This window comes from Pseudobacillus badius, from assembly GCF_002189605.1.
Lineage (GTDB): Bacteria > Bacillota > Bacilli > Bacillales > Domibacillaceae > Pseudobacillus > Pseudobacillus badius.
Genome location: NZ_MWMM01000015.1, coordinates 34,737 through 58,305 on the forward strand (window position 1 = coordinate 34,737; position 23,569 = coordinate 58,305).

Here is a 23,569-nt window from a genome sequence, read left to right on the forward strand (position 1 = left end):
GGAGGAACAACATGGCAAAATTTAAAATGATTCAATCACAAAAGGAACTTTTACGCTTAAATATTCAATTCTTTGGTGACGGAGATGATCCCAAATCTTTAGCTGCTCAAATCCAATCAGGGTTTGAAGAACTTAAAAAAGCGGCAGAAAAACAAGAAACAGAGGTCAAAAAGTTCGGCCAGGCAACACAAGAAACAAAAGATGAAATGAAAAAAATCAATGAGGCAATGAATGAAGCTAAAAAGCGTTTGGATGAGCTTGAGGCAAAAGCAAACCGTGTCTATCAAACTGGACAAGGAAATGGAGAACTAGACAAAGAGGCGAAAGCAAAGAATGCTGCTTTCTATGAATTCATGCGCAAAGGCCGTGCAGATATGAACCCGGATCAACGTAAAGCACTTGTTGCTGATCAAGACGGACAAATCCTTATTCCAGAAGAACTTGACCGGGAAATCCAACGTCAATTGCCTGAGACAGCTATTTTCCGCTCTCTTGTAAATACCCGAAATACGTCGGCTGATCGTATTCGTAAACGCCGTATGAATGAAGTAACAGTCGGATGGGGAAAAATCGAGGTCAATACCAAAACTTTAGCTGACTATGAATCAGAATTAAATCCGGCTGATTACTATATCTACATTGAAAATTTAAATGGATTGACAAAGATCGGTACAGATGAGCTTGAAGATACAGACGTTCAATTGCAACAATACCTTTCTTCCTCATTTGCTCAGGCTGCTGCAGAAGAAGAAGATAAAGCAGTACTCGTTGGGCGTGGCCACACACAAGAAGAACCAGAGGGCATCCTAACTGCAGCTAACGTTGAACGTATTATGTCTGCCAATGTAGGGGCAGTTGAATCAGATGACTTAATCAAGTTAATGTATGCTCTTAAATCAGCACATCGGAAAAATGGTGTCTGGGTAATGCCTTCCTTCATGGAAATGACTATTCGTACATTTAAAAACAGCAATGGAGATTACATTTGGCAGCCGGCATTAACAGCAGGAACACCGAACCAATTATTAGGCTTTGCAACTTACACTCAGGATGACTTCCCTGATTTTGCGGCTGGCGCTGATCAGGTTGTATTTGGGGACTTTAAACGAGGTTATACAATTGCTGATCGCTCTGGTTCTACTATCCAACGTTTAAACGAACTTTATATTGAAGAGGATTTGATTGGATTCAAGTTCAAGAAGCGTGTGGGTGGCGGTGTAGATCGTCCAGAAGCATTTAAAGTATTGAAAATTAAAGCCTAACTTGAAGGGAGGAAGCGGCATCTAGAGATGGATGCCGCGCATTTACATGAAAGTAAAAATGTTACGTAGTGTTGGCAGTGTCAAAGGTGTTCATCAGCCTGGGCACATTGTTGATTTAGAACAAAACATGGCAGTCGCTTGGATTAAAGCGGGTTTAGCTGAAGAAGTAAGAGAAAAAGAATCAAAAGTAAAGCCCTCACATGAAACGAAAATAGTGGCACCGGAGGAAAAGAAAACGGCCAGTCGTTCTGCAAAAAAGAAAACAGATAAGGACGTTACTGAATAACAGTTTTCCTTATTACATGAGGTGAGCACATGCTAGCAGATAATGCATTAACAACCGTTGAAAAGGCACGAAAAACATTAGAGTTAGCTAGTGAAGATAAAGACATCTATGTTATCGATGCCATAAACATGGCTAGTGCTATTATTGAGCGTTACTGCAACCGTCAGTTTAAACGTGACGAATATACTGATTTGATTATTGAATCAACAGATGAGATTATTCTTTCTCAATTTCCCGTACACCGCATTATTAGTGTAAACGGTAAGAGTGTTAAACCTTGTTTATTAGATGAAGAGGCAGGCGTGCTTTATCAGCACATCTCTAGTCGTTCTAAAATCGTTTTTGAAGCAGGCTACACTTTGCCCAAAGACGCCACAATAGATTCGCCAAGAACCCTTCCTCTGGATATAGAAGGTGCGTGTTTAAAGCTCGTGCGTCATTTATATGAAGATGATGAACAAGTAGCTGCTATTGATATGGCTGACCTTAAATCTATTGATATGGGAGATATGAAGGTTCAACTCGCTGGAGTGTCCACCGAGTCAATACCGACAGATGTACAGCAGTTGCTTATTTCTTACAGGAAGATGAATCCATGAATACAATATTAAGAAAGAAATTAAAGCAAATCGCCCGAGCGAACATAAAAGATGATGTGATGGTTTTTCGTAACAAACGTGTGCGTGTAGGATTTGAGTGGAAAGAGTGCTTTATTCTTGTCGCAACGAGTAAGGCGCACTTTTATATGGTGGATTCCTCTGATACGAAGCTTCAGTTCATTGAGAGTGGAAAAGAGAGTTCGGAACCTATCATGAAAGGGATGTTTCTAGATAACATTGTGAAAAATGGTGACCGCCTTGTTCCTGTCATTGATGGGAAAGTCGGTGGCTTGGAGGGTGACATGCTCTTAGAAGTTATGGCTAAACCTTTATCACCTTCCATGAAAGGAATCCATTATGAAGCTCCACTGAAGGCGATGGATCTTTCCTATGAAATCGTGGATCTTGAAGGTTCACCTTATTTGGAAATAAAGGGGGGAGAGTATGTTCAGAAGTGAGGTGCGGTTCAAGTCTAATTTGCCTGAAATAATGGCAGAACTTCGAGCACGGTCTCAGCGAAACGTACAAGCAGCCACGCTCCATATGAGAAATGAGCTGATTGATAAGGTCAACAGTGTCGGAACTGGTCAGGAATATCCGATACGACCAGAAACAGGGCGTATCGAGGAAGTAGAGATCATTAACAAGTTAGGAAGGAGCCAAAAAGTAAAAAAAATTATGGATGCTAAAATTCATAAGGCATCTAGTCCTGGAGATCCGCCGGCAGTTCTCCGGGCTCAGTTGAAAACTTCTTTTCAGGTTGAATTTGAAGAGGATGGAGATACGTACCGAGGCTATATTGGCCCTGTAAACGTTCCTTATGCTAAAGCCCTTGAGTTTGGTTTTGTGGGCAAAGACAGGAATGGAAAACAGCACAATCTATTACCACGTCCTTATATGTTTCCAACATATCATGAACAGCGTGAAAATTTGATGGACATTTTGAAAAGAGGAAAGGTTTAATGAGTGCTGAACCGTTGGATATTATTCAGCAGATTATCGAGGTGAATTCGAGTATCACAAACCTATTAGGGACTACTGTATCCGGAGATGGAGAGGTCTATCCCAATGTAGCCCAAGAGGACGTTCCAGATGACATGGAGCGTCCTTATATTGTTTTACGCCTTGAATCTGATGGAATGGAGCAAAATGATTTGCTGGGAAGTGCCCTCGTCTCAGCAGATATTTTTACGGAGGGTGACAGAACATTGGCAAGGCAAATCGCGCGGAACTTAGAGAGGGCTGTTCACAACAAGGTCTACACACCAAGTAATGAGCAGGTGGCAGGGGAAGCGGTGCAAACATTTCGTCGTTTCAAATATGAGCCGCCTCAACCTGATCCGAGTGTGAAATGTGTGAACATTAAAATCTTCCTACGTTATTACCGCGACGATTTACTTGAATAATTTATGAAGGAGGAAACAGCATGTACCAAATGCTAAACGGTGCGCGTCCTGGATCATCTAGGAACTTAATGATTGGCCCGGGGCTTATTACGAAAAACTTTGATTTATCCGTTTTTAAACCGGAAGATCGTTCTACCTGGGGGGAATTGCTGGGGGCAACCAAAGGAGGCAATGAAGTATCAGTCGATACAGAGTGGCACAAAGTAGAAGTTGACGGCGCACTTGGAAGTGTTGAAGGGATGGAATGGTTAACTAAAGCAGAGGCTAAGTTATCAACAAATATTCTTGAAATGACGCCTGAGAACCTACAGTTGAAATTGCCGGCATTTGATATTACGAGTCACGATGAGAATTATAATATAATTCGTCACACAGGTTCTATTGCACCGACTGGTTCTACTACTCTAGCCCTCTTTGGAGCGATCACGGGCAAATCTATCCCTGTTGTCATCGTGCTTGAAAATGCAAGATGCACAGATTCATTTAATTTACCGCTTAACAACGGTAAGGATGATGTGGTGTTAAAAGCGGAATTTGAGGCAAGGTATGCTGAAGAAAATATGACACGTATTCCGTTTTATATTCTGTATCCGAAGGGCGGTTCAAATGTGGTAGCCCCAGTTGCTTCACCAGCACCAGGTACTTATGAGGCACCACAAAGTATTGTATTAACAGCAACAGCCGGCCATGAGATTTATTACACAACAGATGGATCATATCCAACGCCTATTAACGGAACAAAGTACACAGGTCCAATTAATGTGGATGCGACTGTAACAATTAAAGCGGTAGCTGTGAAGGGACAGGATACATCGGCTCCTGTTTCATTTGCTTACACGATTAATCCATAATTTACTCCCCCTAAATAAGGGGGTTTTTCATTTTATCTTTTAGGAGGAATTATACATGGAAGCACTTATTCGTGATGAAAAGAAAGTTGTTGTTAATGGGGAAGAAATCAAGGTCAAAGCTTTGGGCCTTCAGCATTTATTTAAGTTTATCAAGATTCTAAAGCGGGCAGGAGTTGTCAGCTATTTCTTAAAGCTTATGCGAGATTTTCAGGAGGCAGAGCCTTCGGAAGGAGCAGAAACAGATCAAGAGGCAAAAGCTGAGGAAAGACAAGGAAAGCTACTTGGCATTGTCTTTGATTTGGTATTTTCTCTCGTAGAATCAGAAACAGAAATCTACGATCTGATTGCTATGTTAATAGGTAAAGATGAACAAGTAGTAAAAGACCTTCCTCTAGATTCATTTGTGGATATTGTGGAAATGATCTTCACTTCGAAGGACTTAAAGGCTTTTTTCAAGGCAGTCCAGAGAATTCTGGGCAAACAAGATCAAGTAACCAAAGAAGCAGCAACCCCAATGGCCAATCCAATTCGATAAACCCGCTAGAAGATGAAGCGGGTTTCTATAAAGCTATTGATCGTGTGCAGCGTCGTTATAGTTGGACAGATGAATACATCCTTCAATTACCTTACATGAGGCTGAAGCAGTTAATGATCGATTCAGCCCAGTGGGAAGCAGATGAAAACCGAGAGTCCTTCCGGCAGCATGCTTTTGTTGCTTGGCATCACTCAAATTCTATCAATGGTTTATTTGGTGGAGGGAAAACAGAACCTCCTACTTTTATTGAGTTTCTTGATGCTATGGGATTGGGTGAAGGCACAACAGAAGAACCTGACTTCGAAACGGCAGATGAAGTGGTTGAATACATTGATAGCCTATTTGGGAACCAATCAGAAGAATGATAGAGAAAGGAGGTAGAACATGGCTAGTAACGACATTTTAGAGTTATTTGAAATGGTAGGAACTATTGCTGTAGATGTGGCTAAATCGCTTCAAGATTTAAGCCTTTTGGAGCGTAAAGGGCAAGAAACGGCTGATTCACTTCAAAATAAATTTGAAAGAGCTTTTCAAGCAATTGACAGAATGAGCATAGAGCCAGATATTTCGGTTAATAATGATCAGGCACTTCGAGACGTACAAGAATTTAAGCAAATATTTTCGTCTATGCTCAATGACTTGAAAGCCAATGCACAAATTGATTTTGATACGGATCCGGCTGTGCAAGAATTACGCGAGCTAAGCAGGCAGGCTGAATCTCTTGAACAGGCTTTTTCAGGTTCGGAAGGTTCTTTAGAAGTAGATGGAGTGGTTGCCAGACAAACGCTTTTAGAAATGAATCAAAAGGCTTTAAATCTTCGGTCTACCTTATCCGGTCAACAATACAAAGTGAACATAGAAACAGGACAAGCTCAGGCAGCTTTGCAAAAGCTACTTGATATGATTGAGCGAGCAGGTCAGTCATTAGAAAATCTATCAAGACGCTTTGGAAATCTTCATCTTACCCAAACGCTAGATTCTGTAGTGAATCGAGTGATTCGGACCACTTATGACAATGTGGGGGCTAATGGAACGATGGGGCCACAACATACGCCAAGCGGTGACGCTCAATCTAATGGCCCTCCCCCCACTGGCGGTGATTTTCTAACAGAAGCTTCAGCCTTTGCAAGTGCGGGACTAGGAGCAGTTGGGGCGGCTGGGTATCAAGCTGGTCGAAGGGTGAACTTATTTGGACATGATCTTAACCGCACTCAAAAAGCTTTAGAATCCTATCATCGTCGGATGATGCAATACGCGATGCGGTTGAATCCTCAAAACGTCTTGCAGCGTGCGACGATGCGCTTAGACTTTTCCAATCAAATGTTCCCTCACTTTCTTGATTCAAAAAATATGATTCAATTGCAAGCGAGTTTTTCTGCCATTGAATCTGGAATAAAGAATGCTAGAACTCAATTGTCCCAACTAGGATTCGGTCGAACTAAAGCAGAGATCAAGGCCATTGAAGGACAGATGCATTCGATGGCCAATATTCGATTAGATACTTTGAAAGACCAGATAAAGTTAACTGAAAAAGCCTTATCGGATATGAAGAAAAGTGCCAATGCCGATGAATTTAAAGATGAAATGAAGGAAATGGAAGAGGCGCTTGCTAGGTATAAGAATGAGTTAGCTAAAAGTAATCCAGTAGATACAATTGCAAAAGCGAACGGTTATAAGGCTGACAAACTATTCGGTAAGGATGTCATTTACAAACCCTTTTCTAGTGCATTAGATAAAGTAGGCGGTCGAATAGTTGAATTTACAAACAAGGACTTAGCCTACTTGCAAAACAAGACGTATGAAGCATTAGATAAAGCAGCAAAAGCAATTATTGGGCCACAAACGAGCAAAGCAGAGGAAAAAGCTAAGATCGGCCAGCTAATGACCAAATACCAAACATTTGGCACTATGTTAACTGGAACTCTTACACCTGCTGTTCTAGGTTTAGCGGCAGCTTTCGGAATGGTAGGGGCAAATGCTGAAAAAGGTTGGGGGAAATTTGAGGCTCAAACATTGCAAGCGAATGAATCAATGGGCGAGTTCAAAAACCTCATGGCTGATACAGCAGCAGAAACAGGCACATCCATTGATGAGGTTGGGGATCTATTCTCTGTACTTCATAACCAAATGGGGCGAACGAAAGACAATATTCAAGAATCTGCTACGCTCGGTTTAAACTTTGCTAAAGTTTGGGGCGTCGATGCAGTCGATGCTGTTAGTACAGTAGATGAGATTTCTAAAAAGCTTGGTGTATCACAAAAAGAGGCGGCTGATATTTTAGCCTTATCCTTAAAGAAACATCAAGGAGACATTCAGGCAGCGACCAAAGACGTTATGTCTAACGAGCAGGCATGGAAAAAGCAATCTAAAACCATGGTTGATGGCATGTCAGCTTATGAAAAAATGGTTGACGGCATGGAAAATAACGGGGTGGCGAAGTCTGAAAGAGCTTTCCGTAAATTAGGAAATTCCCTATTAGAATTGTGGAAAGCAATAGAACCGACCGTGATTAAAGTGGCTGATGCTATTTCTAGTGCAGCAGACAACATCACAGAATTTCTTAGAAATAATCCTGGGATGGCTAAATTTGTGGCACACTTTGGAGCCTTCGCTGTTATTGTGCTCGGTTTATTAGGGCCTTTGTCGGCGGTAGCTGGTTTTCTATTGATGAACCGTAACTTGTTTCAAGCGTTAGGACAAGCAATAGGTTTTGCTGGCAGAGGTATGGTTGTTATGTCTCCGGCAGCACGGGCACTATATGATAATTTGATGCTAACTCGTAACGCTGTGGCGGGGTTACCGCGTATGTTTCGCTCATTTGTTCCGGCAATTTTATCTTTCTTACGTGGATTGCCGGGCATGGTAAGTGGGTTTATTGTTCAATTTGTTAAAATGAATCCTATTCTTACAGGGATTGCAGCCATATCATGGGTCATCTATAAAAATTGGGATCGATTTGAACCTGTTCTTAAACGTATTTGGAACAGTTTGAAACGGATTGGAAACTCAATTCTTGAAGCTTTTGTAGGACCAGGCAAAACAGGAGCAGAGGGCTTTGGTTTATTAATGGATAAGGTGGCGAAAATAGCGGGAGATGTGCTTTTACCTGCTTTCGAAGCCCTAGCGGATATTCTTGAAGTAGTTGCAGGGGCTATGGAAGGCGGTGGCGGAAAGTTCATCGCTTATGCTGTGGCGGCCACTTTTGCACTCTCAGTAATAGGAAAGCTTATTCCTAGCCTTGGCATCGTCGGAAATCTCTTTGGATTAGTAGGTGGTCGAGCAAAAAAAGGAGGCGCCTTAGTTAAAGGGTTTGGATTGGTGTTTAGTGGTCTACCAGGCATGATTTCTAAGGCTGGTCCTTCTATAGTACGGGCAACAACAGGACTCTTTAGCTTTATTCCTCGTTTGTTTACGGGGCTAGGTGGCACGATTGCCCGTTTTGGTGCTATGTTGGTTCCTTTGCTTAGCAATCCCTTTGTTCTGCTAGGAGCAGCCATTGTAGCAGCCCTTGCAGGTGTAGGTTACCTTATTTATAGCCAATGGGATAAAATTGAATCTTTCTTTAAAAAGATGGATTGGAGTGGCATTGGCAAGGGGATCATTGAAGGATTAATCAAAGGGCTGGAATTTATATTTAATTGGTCGCCGATCGGATTGATTTGGAACTATCTAGTTAAGCCGATTATGGAACTCTTAGAAATAAACAGTCCTTCTAAACTGTTTATCCGTTTTGGACAATGGCTGTTAGAAGGTCTTGCTATTGGTGTTAAAAATGGCTTTAAGTTTCTAACGGGCATATTTGATCCACTTGTCGATTTATTCAAGGGAGATTTTGATTCTTTATTGTCTAAAGTTGCAAATCCTAAAAAGCTAGCAGGGCTTGCTGAAGCTTTTTCTGGATTAACAGGTGGCTTTTCAAATAAGAAGGACAAGAAGGATAACGGGAATGATGAAGCCGAAGATTCAGCTAGTTCACTTGGCATACTCGGTAATGCAATAGGTATGTTTGTTCCTCAGTTAGACGGATTAGGTGACAAGTTTGATGAAGTGATGGAGGTAGTAGGGGCCTCTAAGGAAGTATTCGATCAAACGAAAGAGAAACTTCAGCAATATCCAAATGTGATGAACAAAGTCTCAACAGCAACGGATAAAGTGAAAGGATCAATGGATAAGACAAAAACAAAAGCATCTTCACTTGGCGGAGTCATCAAGTCCTTATCATCCCGTATATTAAGGGCAATTCCACAGTTATTTAGTGGGATCGGCGGTTTAATGGCTCGTCTAGGTCCTATGCTCATTCCATTACTAACAAATCCATTTGTTTTAGCAGGTGCAGCTATTGTAGCGACTATTGTTGGAATTGGCTATTTGATTTATAAAAATTGGGATTCTATAAAAAATGGGACAGTTCGGGCCATTAAACGAGTGGGTTCAGCAATTCAATCAGGAATAAAAGTAATTGGCTCAGGGTTCAAAAGTGCAGGGCGTATAATCGGGAATGTTTTATCTTCAATAGGTCGAGTAGTCACTGGGAGTTTAGCGAGAATTCGCCGATCCTTTAGCTCAGCGGGAGCTTTTATTCGTCAAGTCGCTGTTAGGATATTTGGCTCTATAGGACGAACAATTGCTAATTCTATGAATAGGGCGGCTCGTTTTGTTTCCTCTGCTTGGGCGAAAATTCGTCAGGTATTTAATGCAGGGGCAAATTTTATCAGGCAAAAGGTTGCCAATTCTTTTCGGGCGATTTGGCAAAGCATTTCTACACGGAAGAGACAAGCTGCCAACCTTGTCTCTTCAATTTGGGCCAGAATTAAGAGGATTTTTTCTTCCACTCTTCAATACATTTGGAGAATTGTATCTTCGACGTTCACAAGAATTTACAACAAAATTAAAACAACGCTAACCAATGCCTACATCTTTATCAAGAATATCTTTGGAAAAATCGGCAGGTTCTTTGCTGGCTTAGCTAAAAAAGCATGGAGTTGGGGAGCGAATGTTGTAGACGGTATTGTTAATGGGATTAAAGATAAAGCGGCTGATGCCATTGCCATGATTAAAAAATTGGGTAACGATATTGCTGATGCATTCCAAAAAGCAATGGCTATTTTCTCTCCTTCTAGACGTATGAGAGCTATCGCAAAATGGATTCCAGTTGGAGCAGCTGTAGGGATCGATGATGGAAGGAAGGACGTTATAAAGGCGACTCATAATATGGCTGATGCTATTGAAGATGAATTTAATCCGGATATAGACAATCTTTCTGCCAACAGCACCTTATTCTACGATACAAAAATAAATGAAGATCCATTGGATGCTATGCGTCAAGTGATGCAAACATCTTTGCAGCCAGTTTTTGATGTAGCACCGGTATTTAGGGGCGGAGACGCACGGACAACGATTGATAAAAGCAATAAAGCGCAAATTACTAAAATTGATAAAGTTGAGGTTCATGTACAAAAGCTGCAAAGTGATCAAGATTTCGAAAATATGAAGCAAAGGCTTCAAAATATCGCAACAGATACATTCTTTACACGGGCAACACAAATGGAGTAGGTGATATGAATGGCAAAGTTATATAGGCGTGGCACTAACTTTTATACACAGAGCGGCTCAGTTTTAGTTGGTCCCGGTCCTAATCAATCTTATACTGTTAGGCAAACTTTTGAGCGGCCCGGATGGGTCGCTTTTGATTTTCTTACCAACGTTGCTTTTACAAGCTATGGGGAGATTGGAATGGGAAAGTTCGTTGTAGAGATAAACGGTAGAGCACGGTTTAGTGCTCGGGCCTCTTACACTTGGACACGCCACTATATCTTTGTAGATGAAGGGGAAAATATAATTACCTTCAAAACGGATGCAAACTATCAAAGCGGTGATACAGCCTATATAAGACACTTAGTTTGTACAGTTTTTCATGAGCAAAGTTACATTGATGGTATCGGAAGCATTACACCGCCAAAGCCTTTGCAGGAGATTCAAAGTTTTAATATCCTTGACGGTTATACACGTTATCAACGGACAGGACCTTCTGGTTCAACCATTGAATTTGAGGTTGTTTTAACAAAAACCCAATCGTTTAATCAATTTATGTCGGACATTGATAATTTTACTATTATAAAATATAGCGATGGTGTTTTTGGTGGGGTTATCATCCCCCAAGACACGGAACCAACAAGAAAAGGGCCACTTTATATTGTAAAGTGCCGCATGCATAGTTCGGAAAGGTCAGGAGTAGGAGTAAACGGCATATGAGGTACATCAGTGATAGGCTATTTCAAGCGATAACAAACCAATTTCAGATTGATTCTCACGGCCGACAACCGATGCAATATGTTATGGTTAAAAATCGCTTTTGGGGGCAGCCTACTCCGCCTAATAGTGATTTCAACATTGAGTGGGCTCGGCTGCCGAATGTTATATCTATTGAGCTAGATGAAACGGTTGAAAGTCCAGCTAAATCATTTTCTATTACCTTAGAAAATAAGGATGGCTTATTTTCTCCTGATTATGCAAAAAACAAACGACCTACTAGCTTTGTTTGGCGTGGGAATGCTGATAGTTCATGGTTTAGGCAATTATATCCTAATACAGAAATTCAAATTCATTTAGGATATGGTGATGACATTCAAAAGGTTCTTACGGGCTACATTGACAATGTTAGAATCAATGCTGAAGCACAAACAATTATAATTACTGGACGTTCTAAATATAAAAAAGCGATTACGAATACTATTTTCCCGCCAAAAGGCAGGGAGTTTTTTATAGAAAGAAAAGACATCAATATTTATCATGCTGTGAAAGCCCTCTTGGAGGATGTTGGATTAGAAGTAGAAGGAGCGCCAGTGCGTGTTCCGATTACCGGTGAACTGTATGAAACAGGAGTGAAGCTGGGGAAACGCACGCAAACCTACGATGAAGTTGTGCGAGAAGTAGTTAATAGTTTGTTCCATACGTTAACTGAGAATGCTCATGGGGTGATCCGGTTTCGCCATTTGCCGCAATACTCCCGTTCAGATCCAGCCGACTTTATTGTTGATGATTTTCTGCATATCAAAGAATTAGAATATGAGTTAGATGATGTGGAGCTTTATGGCAGAGCCCTTGTTAAATATGATAAATACGCTAGTTCTTTTATTTCGGGCTATATTGAGCGAGATATTTTGCTTGGACAAAGAAGGGAAATAGAAATTGAAGTTCCTTGGGCTAATACTCCTTCAAAAAGACATTTGGCAGCTAAAACACATTTCACTCAGATGTTATATAAGTGGCGCCGGTCATCAATTGCTATTCCTGCTAATCCAGCCATTGAGCTATGGGATATTGTAGGAATACGCGAGAAGATTTCAACAGCTACACAAAATTATCATGTGCGAGCTATCAGAACCAGCTTTTCAGAAGCTGGTTTTTTTCAGATTTTAGAGGTGTCATCTAACATTGGCTTTTCACCGCAGAAAACACCGCCGCCGCCCTCTGATTATCCTGTGATTACTAGGAAGGCCGGCACCGGTTACTTTACTGTGAGTGGCACAGTTGGAGACCGTATTGCTTTAATTATCAACGGTCAACGGACAGATGAAATTAAACTAGGTACGAGCTTTAATATACCTGCTAACCTTAAGATGGGAACAAACATTATTATCGTTGAAGGGATCTCAGCAGGCCCTAAAGATGGGGTGTCAGCTAATATACGTTTCACAGATTCGGCAGGAACGACCACAACAGTACAAACCGTTAAATACGAGCGCGAAGAGGTGGATGAACCAACAGGGTTTTATAGGGTTAGGCCACGCTCAACATGGGTGATTGAAGGGGTGTCTTGATGAGTGGAGTCATTGTACGTAATTTATATGATCCTGTCCTTTACATGCTTAAACGTCAAAAGCGACGCATTACCGGTAGTGCTGGAATCGGCGGAGACATTAATTTAATTAAACAAGATAATGTTAAAGAAGGCGGACAACTGATCCGGCAAGGAAATTTTCTTGTTGCAGTGGAGGGCGATGAAGTATATAGATATGAGCTTTACTACAATGAGAAAGGGATTTTGCATTACTTTATTGTAATTAATCGAAAAACAGGGAGGATTGAAAAATGGTCGCTTGAATGGGCACCCAATTTTACGATGTTAGTAAGGTACAATTACGATTTAATCTATGATGGAAATGACTCCCCTGATATAGATGAGGATATAGATGAAGATTTATAAAGGAGTGGTTCTGTGTCACAGGGTTTACAAGTTAATTATGTAGGTGGCGGCCGCTTCGATGCACCGTTTTATCCAACAAAACCCACCCCTTATATTAAAGGAGTAAGAATGGAGGTAATTGCAGGCGCACCGGCTGCTATTAACATGCACACTGTAGACCGGGAATCTGAGTTAATCAGCGTAGCAATTGCTTGCTCACGTTATGATGATAAGGATAATTGGGATTTAGCCATTAATGGACGTTTGATCGTCGAAACAGTTTACACGAAGGAGCTCCCAGAGGGGCTTTTTTTTATGGTTGCGCATCAGTTAGTACCGGGGGACAAGATTGAATTGCGATACAAAAATGAATCAGCGCGTGCCAAAAGTGTATGGGTTAATTATCAATTTTTAACAGACTAGGAGTGAGGGTATGCCACATGTCAAAACGATGTTTACAGAGGAAACTCTTCAAACAGATTTCATTGAATTAGCTGTTGCTAATGGTTGGACATTAGTTAAAAGATTTAAGAAAGCCTCTTTTAGATTTGGAGATATTTATTATTCGGGAGTCGGAACAGTATTAGATCCTGCTAGTACAACTATTCGATTAAAACTAGCTGACCATGCACTTATTAAAAATAGCACAAATGATATCTATGGGATAGCTAGGATTTGTGAACCGAAGCTGACTTGGGGGGAGATTCCGGCAGAGTTTAAAACTGGTCAATATCCTAATAGAGAAGCACTTACTGATGATAGCAATCTACGTGAGCAGTTTCACGAATGGCTGTTAACGAAGTGGGATGAAAACAACGTCGATACTTCAAAAATATACTTTTACATGCTGAAAAGCGCCCCAGACATTCCAGAAGATTTTGAAGTGGTGTATCCGACGATGGATAATTTAGGGGCCCGAGATGTGTTGGATATTGAGTTGCTAAGTTATACGCCAATCAAAAAATCTGCCAATGAGACATATGAATTCTCACCTTCTAATGCCCAACATCTAATTATGCAATCGCCTATGGTTCCAGTTTCTACTAGAAATATAGGAACAGCGGATAATGGTTGGCTAACAAATTGGTGGCCTGACTCTAAGGTAAAAGTTGAAGGATTCATTGATGATGAAACAGTGGTGTTGCTTATCCGAGCGGATAGCACAGCGGCTTATAATGAAAACCAAGTGCCGTTAATTCCGATATACTTTGGCTCTTTAATTCCTTTAAATTCTAATGATACTGGTCATGCTTCTCTTTTTGCAGGAAGTGCAACTCCTAATGGGAATTATAAGTATGATTCTAGTACGCCTTTTATCAGTGGTTCATCAATATTGATGCCTTTGCAAAAAAAGTATCCGCAGAATCCCGGGAATGGCATTGATAACATTATTGTAAAGCGCGGCCTTCAAGGGGCGTATTATCAAGCCTATTATTTATCTGCTCATACAGGACCTGAAAAGATGCCACCAAACCGTCAAGATAATACGGGTAGACAGTTTCCGTCTGCATGGAAAAATGCCGGGAATGACGAATATAACTATCCACCAATAAGCTCTTACAGTAATAAAGCTGCAGTAAGCAGAGCTATGGTGATGCATCCAGAGGAAAGACAGCGAGGGTATTTGAAAAATATTATTTTAGCTGAATCTGTAGGACCACGTAACAATACACGCTTAAAAGTCAAAAAGGCGGCATGTCCAAACGTATTTGAGTTCTATAAATATTTCGTTGTTGATGCAGTGTCGCCAATTACTAAGCGTCCAGCAGTCGCTTATCGACCGATGGCAATTGGTATTTTTGAGAAGGAGGAATGATGAATGACAACGCGATGGATTGATGAAAAAATCATGCTACAGCAGTTTCCAACCAGGTTCGCTACTATTCTGAAAGGCGTTGGATGGAGTGAGTTTGCTAAGTATCGAGCGAAGAGTGGAAAACAGTTTGCGGAGGTACGTTTGTTTCAATCTGTTGGATCAGATAAAGCTAGAAGGCAATTCGGGATTATAAATGCATACGATTTGGAAAGCCCTACGTTTTTAGACAATCGCTATGTATCTGATATGTCAAATCTTGCCGTCATCGGCGTTGGCGATGGCAAGCAGACACAGTTTGATCTTCCGTCGGAATATATTTTGCCGGGAACAGAAACGGTCACTGTGAATGATGCACCGGTTGCCAATACAGAATACACAATTGATTCTAAAGGGAAAACGATTACTTTTAAGGAGGCTCCAACTGGGTTAATTAAATCTTCGTATTATTTATCATCTAAAGCTTTTGAACCAACCAATACGTTTGGGATATTTTTGTTTGATTCAGTTACATTTGACTCTACAAGTAAAAATGTCTCTATTGGTACTGGTGACGGTTCAACAAAAACTTTTGAGACTGGTCAAACTAATATTAACCCTGGTTCAGTTACTGTATATATAGATAGACAAGAAGTGGACGACTTATCCTACGTAGTTAATTACACTACAGGAATCATCACATTTCATGAAGCACCGAAATCAGGAGCAATAACAGTAGATTATTCACGCTCATCGGAACCTATCGAAGGAAATGATTACGGTGATTTAACTGTGACAACATCGGGTGTATTAAATACAGCAGAAGGAATGGGAGAACTTGCTTTTTCAGCTGCTAATTTTGCTAAGGTCGCGATTCCTACTGTGATGACTCTCACAAATGAAGCTAACTTTAACGCGTCATTCAGCCGTGATTCGTTATTGCATTTATGGGGGTCTATTAACAAAGACAGACTGGCACTATTTATGCGTGTAGACGCATCTTCTAACACTGATGATGTCTATTACGTGCCGCTTTATCTAGGGCGTGTCAATAACAGTGGAAAAAAACCTCGACAGAATACGGTGCTAATTGGCGGAGCTAAAACGGGATCTACAGGCAAATGGGCGAAAGGTAAAATGATAGGTGGCACGAATGTTGACTATGGAGTGAATACATCAAACGGAAATGAGTTTGTTTCACTTCATCAAACAATCGGTGGGTCGTATTATCAAAAACATTATCTTTCGTTTATTACGCATGATCACTCAATAGATAAAGTAGAATCGGGTGATGGTCCTTCTGTCTATTCAGATAAGTATCATCACTCTTTTATGTACGTAAAGCACCCTTTTGACAAGGAAGTCGGCGTGTTGGATGGGATTTACGCAGTACATCCCAAAGGGCTTGAGCAGGATGCCGAATTAGAAGTTGAAAAAGCGGTAGTCCATGAAGTGATCGGTGTCGGGGATGGTCAGACGAAAGTCTTCCACCTTTACCATCGATGCCAAGAAGCAAGCCCGCAAGTCTACGTTGATTGTATGGAGAAAACTGATTTTGCCTATGATACAGATTATAAAGCAGTGGAGTTCTCTACAGCGCCAGCACCAGGCGTGGAAATTACGGCTTCTTATACAGTACATGAATTGTATCAGTTTAATCTGGCTATGACACCGCAGACGCCAATGAGACTGGAAGAAGCAACCCCTTACAATCCGATCGGCTGGGGCATTTATAAAGAAAATTTATGATGAATGAAATGAGGTGTTAGCATGAAACGTATATATTCTTTTAGAGTCGGCCAACATCCTAAAGCAAAAAAGGTTTATACGTTTTTCGCTAAACACTCCATTTCAAGAAGCAACGAATATCCTTTCAAGGTCTCTATGTCAGAGACTATTGAAGCTACTGTCATTCTTGATAATACTCAACAGCTTTTTTCTGTGATCGTCGAAGTAGAGGATGTTACGTGCTATCCCTTAGATAAAGCAGATATAGTGGAAGCTTATCGAGTAGATGATACAAGTATAAAAGGGTTAAGTGTGTTATCAACGCATGAAATAGCGATTGAAAATGCCAAAGCTGCGCTTGATATTAGCACACAACTCCTACATGATGACTCAGTAGTAAGCAAATCTACAAGTGATACTGTTTTTATTCATGATGATAATTTAATCGCTAATGACTTTTTGAAAGTTGGTCAATATGCAAGTGTTGATGCAATCAGCGTTAGAAACGCACAGAGAGCAATGTTAATAGATCAAGGCCAATCTGTAGAGTTGCGAAATATCCTTGATGTTGATTTGTACGTTAAAGGCGAATCAAAGCACATCATACCGATTTATGATGCAAGAGTTACGTGGAGAGATTCAAGTCACGAACTGCCATTTATGTACGATTCTTCTATGGTTAAACAGACAGCTATCCTTCTTCACTCTGAAGTTATCTATGGTGCGGAGGAAACCGATGTAGCGTCATCACAAGCAGAAACAGTCACTGAGTCATCAGCCATAATGAAGATAGATACTTCTTCTTTGGGTGGAATTCCGTTGCTTGCTGATGTAGTTAAAGATGAGAGATTCATGTTATATGCTTGTACTGCTGATGAAATAAAAATGGATGATTTCGCTAGTTTATTGACTATCAAAGCGGCTCAATTTAGCTCTGATTTACTCTTAGATACCGCAGATATGTTGCTAGCGTCAGAAGTGCTAAAAGATGATCATGAGAAGAGAGGAGCACTTATTTTAACGTCTGCAAAGAGTGCAGGTTTATCTCATTCAGTGGTCAGTGTTTTAGATGTAGAAGATAGATCACTAGATCACCACTTACACACTGAAAAGGATTTATACACTGAAAGTATTGTTATTGGTGATGCTGGCATTCATGGTGAATCTGTTAATGTTACAACTATGATGGATCTCGATGGTGACATAATTAAAAATAACACTATAGACGCAGCGAATTTACTACTTAACGACATTGATTACACATCCAATGAAGTTCAGGTTCATTGCGTTAACGACTATGATTCGGAAGAAGTGAACATTGACATAGAAACAGTTGGCTCTTCAGGTGATAGCTTTAATCATCATGAGGATACTCAAATAGCCGGATTAGTTAAAGTTGATACTACAGTTGATAAAGGTGGGATGAAGGACGCTCTTTTACATGATGCAACTTCCTCTACCAAGTTAGATGCACCAATCGATTCAGAAATTACAATAATCGATGGTAATAATCAATACGCAATTGATGCTGACGAAATTAAAGAGACTTTATCAAAGGCGCATATTGTTGACTGGGAGGCGAAAGATCACGAAGAGCAGCCATTTGATGGATCAGACTATATTTTTATTACATCCAATGTTTGCATTGCTGATGATTTTGCATCGTTAAGATCCGATGTAAAAGCTGCCGTTTTGGATATTGCTGATATTAGATTGATTGAGCATGACATAATTGCTTCTACTGCAAGTCCAGATCATTCAAATACTGAATTTTTGATCGAAGCAAGTGGCGTTAATTTTGTTGAAGGATCAAGTAAGGTGGACCTGCAAGCTGAAGAAATCACAAATATTCAAGTAACCTCGGAAGCTATTGAATCAGCTGATGTAATGCTTGATAAAAGTTTTGTTTCAACTTCAACTGTCGAAACTTCCACTTTATCTATTGATAACTCGACAGCATTGCCATTGGTTTTCGCAGAAACAATAGATATAACAGGGACTACGAACAAGCTGGAAATGGGTGTTGTTATAAATGATCCTGATAACATTTCTAGCGAAGCGGTCTTATTCACTGAACTAAACAGCCCTAATAGTATCGTAGTCAACGCTGTTCACCATACAGATCTAATAGTTGATGATGTAATAAAATCCGCACCTGTTATTGGAACAGAAGCTATCAAGCTGACTGAAGCTGAATGGTTAACGGATTTACCAGCTTACGTAATTGATGCAGCCACAAGCGATAAAGTCGAAGAAATAGAAAACAAAAAACGCATATGGCTCATATCAGCTAGAGCTAACTGGTATAGTAAATGGTTTAACAAGAAAACTCGATAGGAGGGGGAATATGCGTATATATCAGTATTCAAGTGGGCTGATATTAGATGAACAATTTAATTCGCTTGGCCCTGAATGGAGTAGTACTGATCCAGCTAACACAACAATCGAAAATGGTTCTCTCCAGCTGACACACTCATTTTTGCGAGATGTGTCTTTTTTGCGTGAAATACCAGCCGGAGCTGGAGCTTTTGAAGCGGTTGTTAACTACACGCCTACAGCTGTCAATGATAGAGCGGGATTGATACTCTTTAAATCGTCAATTGAGACAGCGGAGCTGCTGGAAAGTGAAGATGCGAATCAATCAAAGCTTGAAAATATCAAAGTAATAAAAAATGATGATGTTTTCGACCTTTACATGAAAAGGAATGGTTCCTTTGAGTTTATTGATTCGGTCACCTACTCTTTTTCCAAAATCGGATTCGTCGTTAAACAGGGTAGTGGGAGTGGCTTTGTACCGTTTAGAGTTGACCAGTTTATTATCACTAAAAATGACAGGTTAGAAGTGGTTAATTTATATGAGGGGTTCAAGGTAGAGCTAACAATAGATTCCACTCTTTTAAGGGCAACGGCAGATATTACGGGCAAAGTTACATTCGCTCTGCCACATTTAATTACATCTGGAACGTTAAAAATATACGATCAACAATCGAATTTAATAGGCGAAATAACAACGGAGTTTGTTGGTGGTGATGTTTACTATTATGGCTCTTTTTTAGAACTGAGAAAAGATGGTGTGTCACTTTCCGACTTGAACCCTAATGACATAGGAAATATAGCTACTGGCAAGCTGGAAGAAAAATTGGAGGTTTATAACCCTACTGCTACAGAATTGGACGATGTAAAAATACAAGTCAAGCAGTACTCAGGGGACAACGGTTATCAGTGGATTGATGTTGCATCTGATATATATGGTACACCCGGTTCATACAGCGATATGTTGACTATAGAAAATCTGCCTGGACAGACATCTAGCTTTTTTTGGATAAAGGTAGAAAAACAAGAAGAGATAATGGATGAAGAAATATTTTTCTCTATTGAAATTGATCATTAAAAGGGTGATGACATGACAAAAGCAAACCTCTATTTAAATTTGCCTGGTATCAATCAAGTTATCTTTGTTCAGAGTCGTTATCTGTTACCTCAACAAGGTCGAAAGTCAACACTTTATGTAGTGGAAAAGGATGAGTTAAATGGTCAACAACCTACCATATATCACTATAACGGTTCTGAATACGTCATGATGAGCGGTGGTTCTGGTAGCGGAGAAATGCAAGGTTATCAACAGCTAACAAAACTAGGAGTCGTTGCTTCACCTTCTAATCCTAGAAGGTATGATATGACAATCATCTATACCACTAATTTTTTAAGGGCTCCCGTTGAGGTCTTACGATTAACAGCTGGAGAACAGGATGTTATTAAAACAGAAATTGGATTTGATAACTCGGATGCATCTGATTTTATAAGTACAAAGTTAATTGAATTCGATGGAGCTATGAAGTTGAAAATGAATTACATGGAGCCGCTAATACAAGACCTTTCATGGGCAGAAACGGGAACGCTTTTAAGAAAGAGAATGGACTTAAGTCAATTTAAAAAAGTTAAAGCGATGAGAGTGAGATAATAAACGACCATAGTAAAGAAACAGTATATAAGTGTTTTAGAAAGGTGGGGTTTTATGCCAGTACCAGCGACTACAGGTCAGCTGCAAACAAATGTAAAAGATATGGAAGTTGGTGATTATATTAAAGCTAAGTATGCTGTTCCTCAATCAGCAGGAACTTTTAGCAGGTATTTTACAGGCTCTCCTATAAATATTACTAACGCCACAGGTTCAGATGAACTTCCTATTACTGGAATGTCTTCAATTTCTGATATTGGAGGAAAAGCTTCAGCTTATTTTTACCTTATAAAAGTAGCAAAGGGATTACTTGTTAGTGATCGTGTTTGTCAACATTCTATATCGTGGGGTACTTTAAATAGCAATAAATATGTTCAAGGGACACCCCATAATCAAGAAAGCGTCATTCCCCTCATGACAAGTAACACTTCTCCTAGTGGAGTGGCAAGTGCAAGTAGTGCATCTATAGGTTTTGAGGAATACCGAGCTTTTGAAAGAAATACTTTCGACACATCAATGTGGTTTACAAATATAACCCCAACATCTAGTACGCCGCAATGGTTGGCTTATGATTTCACTATTAATAAATCCATAAGGGGTTATTCATTAAGAGCTAGAAGTAATGAAATGACTAACCAAAGTCCAAAAGATTGGACTTTTGAAGGATGGGATGGAACTAAGTGGATTGTTTTGCAAACTATTTTCAACCAAACAGGTTGGACTAAAAACGAAAAAAGAATATATATTTTACCTAATCCAAAGAACTATTCCAAATATAGGATTAACATCACCTCTAACAACGGAGGAATAGGCGTCTGTATCAATGAATTTGAAATGTTCGAAACGGCAGGCATTATTCGCTCCCTTACAGGAGGAGTAGCTTATGCTGATGCGAATGGGAATAAAGCTACTACTGATCAAGGATACGGTGGGTGGCCGACTAACAATGAATGGGATCGTTACATTGTTAATTTTCCAAAAGATAAGATCCAAACAGGAAAAACATTGGATGATGTGTTTCATTGTTTGTCTGCAGGAACTTGGTGTCAGGACACTCCTGTAAGTAATTCAACCTCTAGAGTATTCAGAGGAGGTTGGGATGTAAGCTCGCAAAAAAACAACTCATTTTCATCAACATCAAGTAGTCAGTCTTCAGGTAGTTGGGGCTTCCGTCCAGTATTCGCTTATAAAGAATAATAAAGAAAGGGGGAGTGGACAATGGCTACTATTGGACAACCTTTAACTGCTCCAGAAGCAGGGTGGAAAAGATATGATGATACACACCCTGCTATTAAATATATAACAAATAACCGAACATATTTGGGTACTAGTTCTTCATCCAGTTACAACGGAACAACTTCAACTATTTACAATTTACATGATAGAATTGCATTCAAATTTGACGGCACTAAAATTAGATTAATTGTGCTTATTAATCCTTCACGCTCTAGAAATATAACAGTGAAAATTAATAATGTAGCCGAGGGAACACTTGATTTATATAATAAAGACACAAGCATTTCTCAAGTTCTCATTTTTGAAAAAACTAACCTTCCCAGAGGAACACATACTGTCGAGTTGATAAAAAATGATGAAACAAATGGGTTTTCTTTGGATGCAATTGACATCGACTCTACAGGTCGTCTCCTCCACCCAGATGAGGTCACCACTATTAAAGACCTTGAAGTAGGAAAACGCATACGCTGTCATTATCAAGCTGCTGTTAACACCACTGGAGTCTTCTCTGGCTTAGGAGAAGAAATAAGTGACTTTATTTCTGCTTCTAGTAGCGCTGCACCTAATGGAGATTTCTATTTTATTATGGTTGACGAAGGCAATGATATGAAAAAATTAATTGCTGATAGAAATGTACAGCACAGTATCAGTTGGAATACTTTAAATAGTTCAGGAGTTTCTTCAGGAAGTGGTCTACCTATTGATTTAGGTGTAGCTGGAGTCAACTTCAATTGTCGTTTATTGACAGGCGGAATATCTTCAACTGATAAAGATAACGAATGGGACGAATACATTGTCCGTTCTAATTTAAGAGGGTCTATTGTAGCAGAAGATAATCATGTTTGGAATTGGAATGGAATTTACTCTTGGACAAGTTCTACAAAGGAAACCACAGCAGCCCAAAGAGTGAACAGAGGTTACACTGTAACTGGCTATACATGGGATGTGACAGATTTAGTTGCGGTAACAAGGGGCTTCCGTCCTGTCCTAGAAATCGAAGCCTCATTATTAAATAGGGTATTCATCTTTTCAAACGGGAACTATATGAGATGGGATGATACAACTAAGAATTGGGATGTTATTTCAGCCACTTTACCAACTAAACAGCAATTTATTGATCAAGGTATGGATGCTCTTCCTGACTGGTCAGCCTTAAGTCAATTGACAGGTGACATAGAAATTGTTACATGGGCAGAGGAAGAAAATGCGCAAAGAGATATTGAAATGACTGCTATTCCTCAAGATCAAATTGTATTGCCAACTAAAGATATTAATATTCGATCGGTTGAAAACATTGATTCTTTTACGTTACATGTCATGCAAGAGGGGCAAGGAGTGATTAAAACAGCCGTTTCGTTTGATAGTGGGTTAACATGGTATACTCGATCTTCTGGAATGTGGGTTGAGATGGGTTTAAATAACATAAAGACAGAGGGGATGACGCCGGTTGTATTGAATGCTATTACATCATCTGAATGGGCGGCTTTACGAGGTACTAGCAGCACGGTTAGATTTGCTTACCATCTTTCAGTTGAGGATGTGACAGATCTTGCAACTGTGAATGACCTGGTTAGTCAAATGGACATGAAAGGTACATGGAGAAAAGCGGTGCATGGCACTGACTATGATTATGAATATCCGAATAATGACCAGCTGACTGTAACCATTTATCAGAGTGGAGATTATAAGATAAATTATTAAAACGCTGCTGAATAGTAGGCGTTATTTTTT

At 40.0% G+C, this 23,569-nt stretch carries 21 protein-coding genes; all 21 read left to right on the forward strand.

What is annotated here, in order from left to right; translation table 11 throughout:
• Positions 1-11: 11 nt before the first annotated feature.
• Complete coding sequence (locus B1A98_RS16900; RefSeq protein ID WP_052475357.1) at positions 12-1,262, forward strand: phage major capsid protein; 1,251 nt, start codon at positions 12-14, stop codon at positions 1,260-1,262.
• 46 nt (positions 1,263-1,308) lie between these two features.
• Complete coding sequence (locus tag B1A98_RS16905) at positions 1,309-1,548, forward strand: hypothetical protein (RefSeq protein ID WP_125474366.1); 240 nt, start codon at positions 1,309-1,311, stop codon at positions 1,546-1,548.
• 29 nt (positions 1,549-1,577) lie between these two features.
• Complete coding sequence (locus tag B1A98_RS16910; protein ID WP_063385303.1) at positions 1,578-2,147, forward strand: hypothetical protein; 570 nt, start codon at positions 1,578-1,580, stop codon at positions 2,145-2,147.
• Positions 2,144-2,605: a hypothetical protein gene (locus tag B1A98_RS16915; RefSeq protein WP_063385302.1), complete on the forward strand. Its 462-nt coding sequence runs from the start codon at positions 2,144-2,146 to the stop codon at positions 2,603-2,605. The genes B1A98_RS16910 and B1A98_RS16915 overlap by 4 nt, the downstream gene beginning before the upstream one ends.
• An 85-nt stretch (positions 2,606-2,690) precedes the next feature.
• On the forward strand, positions 2,691-3,110 hold the full coding sequence (locus B1A98_RS16920) for a hypothetical protein (RefSeq protein ID WP_125474365.1): 420 nt from the start codon (positions 2,691-2,693) through the stop codon (positions 3,108-3,110).
• Complete coding sequence (locus tag B1A98_RS16925; RefSeq protein ID WP_041102033.1) at positions 3,110-3,553, forward strand: gp17 family tail completion protein; 444 nt, start codon at positions 3,110-3,112, stop codon at positions 3,551-3,553. The genes B1A98_RS16920 and B1A98_RS16925 overlap by 1 nt, the downstream gene beginning before the upstream one ends.
• A 20-nt stretch (positions 3,554-3,573) precedes the next feature.
• Positions 3,574-4,404 (forward strand): chitobiase/beta-hexosaminidase C-terminal domain-containing protein, encoded by an 831-nt coding sequence (locus tag B1A98_RS16930; RefSeq protein ID WP_041102035.1) that lies wholly within the window; start codon positions 3,574-3,576, stop codon positions 4,402-4,404.
• A 55-nt stretch (positions 4,405-4,459) separates the two neighbouring features.
• Entirely contained in the window at positions 4,460-4,939 is a 480-nt protein-coding gene (locus B1A98_RS16935; protein WP_041102037.1) for a hypothetical protein, read from the forward strand.
• A 113-nt stretch (positions 4,940-5,052) separates the two neighbouring features.
• Complete coding sequence (locus B1A98_RS16940; protein WP_063385300.1) at positions 5,053-5,304, forward strand: hypothetical protein; 252 nt, start codon at positions 5,053-5,055, stop codon at positions 5,302-5,304.
• Positions 5,305-5,323: 19 nt separating this feature from the next.
• Positions 5,324-10,492 carry a hypothetical protein gene (locus tag B1A98_RS16945; protein WP_063385299.1) on the forward strand — a complete coding sequence of 1,723 codons (5,169 nt, stop codon included), beginning with the start codon at positions 5,324-5,326 and terminating at the stop codon, positions 10,490-10,492.
• Positions 10,493-10,501: 9 nt separating this feature from the next.
• Positions 10,502-11,191 (forward strand): hypothetical protein, encoded by a 690-nt coding sequence (locus B1A98_RS16950; protein ID WP_063385298.1) that lies wholly within the window; start codon positions 10,502-10,504, stop codon positions 11,189-11,191.
• Entirely contained in the window at positions 11,188-12,759 is a 1,572-nt protein-coding gene (locus B1A98_RS16955) for a hypothetical protein (protein ID WP_041102045.1), read from the forward strand. The genes B1A98_RS16950 and B1A98_RS16955 overlap by 4 nt, the downstream gene beginning before the upstream one ends.
• Positions 12,759-13,145: a hypothetical protein gene (locus B1A98_RS16960; protein ID WP_041102047.1), complete on the forward strand. Its 387-nt coding sequence runs from the start codon at positions 12,759-12,761 to the stop codon at positions 13,143-13,145. The genes B1A98_RS16955 and B1A98_RS16960 overlap by 1 nt, the downstream gene beginning before the upstream one ends.
• Positions 13,146-13,253: 108 nt before the next feature.
• Positions 13,254-13,547: a hypothetical protein gene (locus B1A98_RS16965; protein WP_125896169.1), complete on the forward strand. Its 294-nt coding sequence runs from the start codon at positions 13,254-13,256 to the stop codon at positions 13,545-13,547.
• 10 nt (positions 13,548-13,557) lie between these two features.
• Positions 13,558-14,940 carry a hypothetical protein gene (locus B1A98_RS16970; RefSeq protein WP_052475358.1) on the forward strand — a complete coding sequence of 461 codons (1,383 nt, stop codon included), beginning with the start codon at positions 13,558-13,560 and terminating at the stop codon, positions 14,938-14,940.
• Between the two features lie 3 nt (positions 14,941-14,943).
• The gene (locus B1A98_RS16975) at positions 14,944-16,665 is read left to right on the forward strand and encodes a hypothetical protein (RefSeq protein WP_063385297.1); all 1,722 of its coding nucleotides are present in this window, start codon (positions 14,944-14,946) and stop codon (positions 16,663-16,665) included.
• Between the two features lie 21 nt (positions 16,666-16,686).
• A complete protein-coding gene (locus B1A98_RS16980; protein ID WP_063385296.1) occupies positions 16,687-18,981 on the forward strand; it encodes a hypothetical protein in 2,295 nt (764 codons plus the stop codon).
• Between the two features lie 10 nt (positions 18,982-18,991).
• A complete protein-coding gene (locus B1A98_RS16985) occupies positions 18,992-20,035 on the forward strand; it encodes a hypothetical protein (RefSeq protein WP_041102055.1) in 1,044 nt (347 codons plus the stop codon).
• Between the two features lie 12 nt (positions 20,036-20,047).
• Positions 20,048-20,605: a hypothetical protein gene (locus B1A98_RS16990; protein ID WP_041102057.1), complete on the forward strand. Its 558-nt coding sequence runs from the start codon at positions 20,048-20,050 to the stop codon at positions 20,603-20,605.
• Between the two features lie 54 nt (positions 20,606-20,659).
• Entirely contained in the window at positions 20,660-21,799 is a 1,140-nt protein-coding gene (locus B1A98_RS16995) for a hypothetical protein (protein ID WP_052475359.1), read from the forward strand.
• A 21-nt stretch (positions 21,800-21,820) separates the two neighbouring features.
• The gene (locus B1A98_RS17000) at positions 21,821-23,539 is read left to right on the forward strand and encodes a hypothetical protein (protein ID WP_063385295.1); all 1,719 of its coding nucleotides are present in this window, start codon (positions 21,821-21,823) and stop codon (positions 23,537-23,539) included.
• Positions 23,540-23,569: the final 30 nt, after the last annotated feature.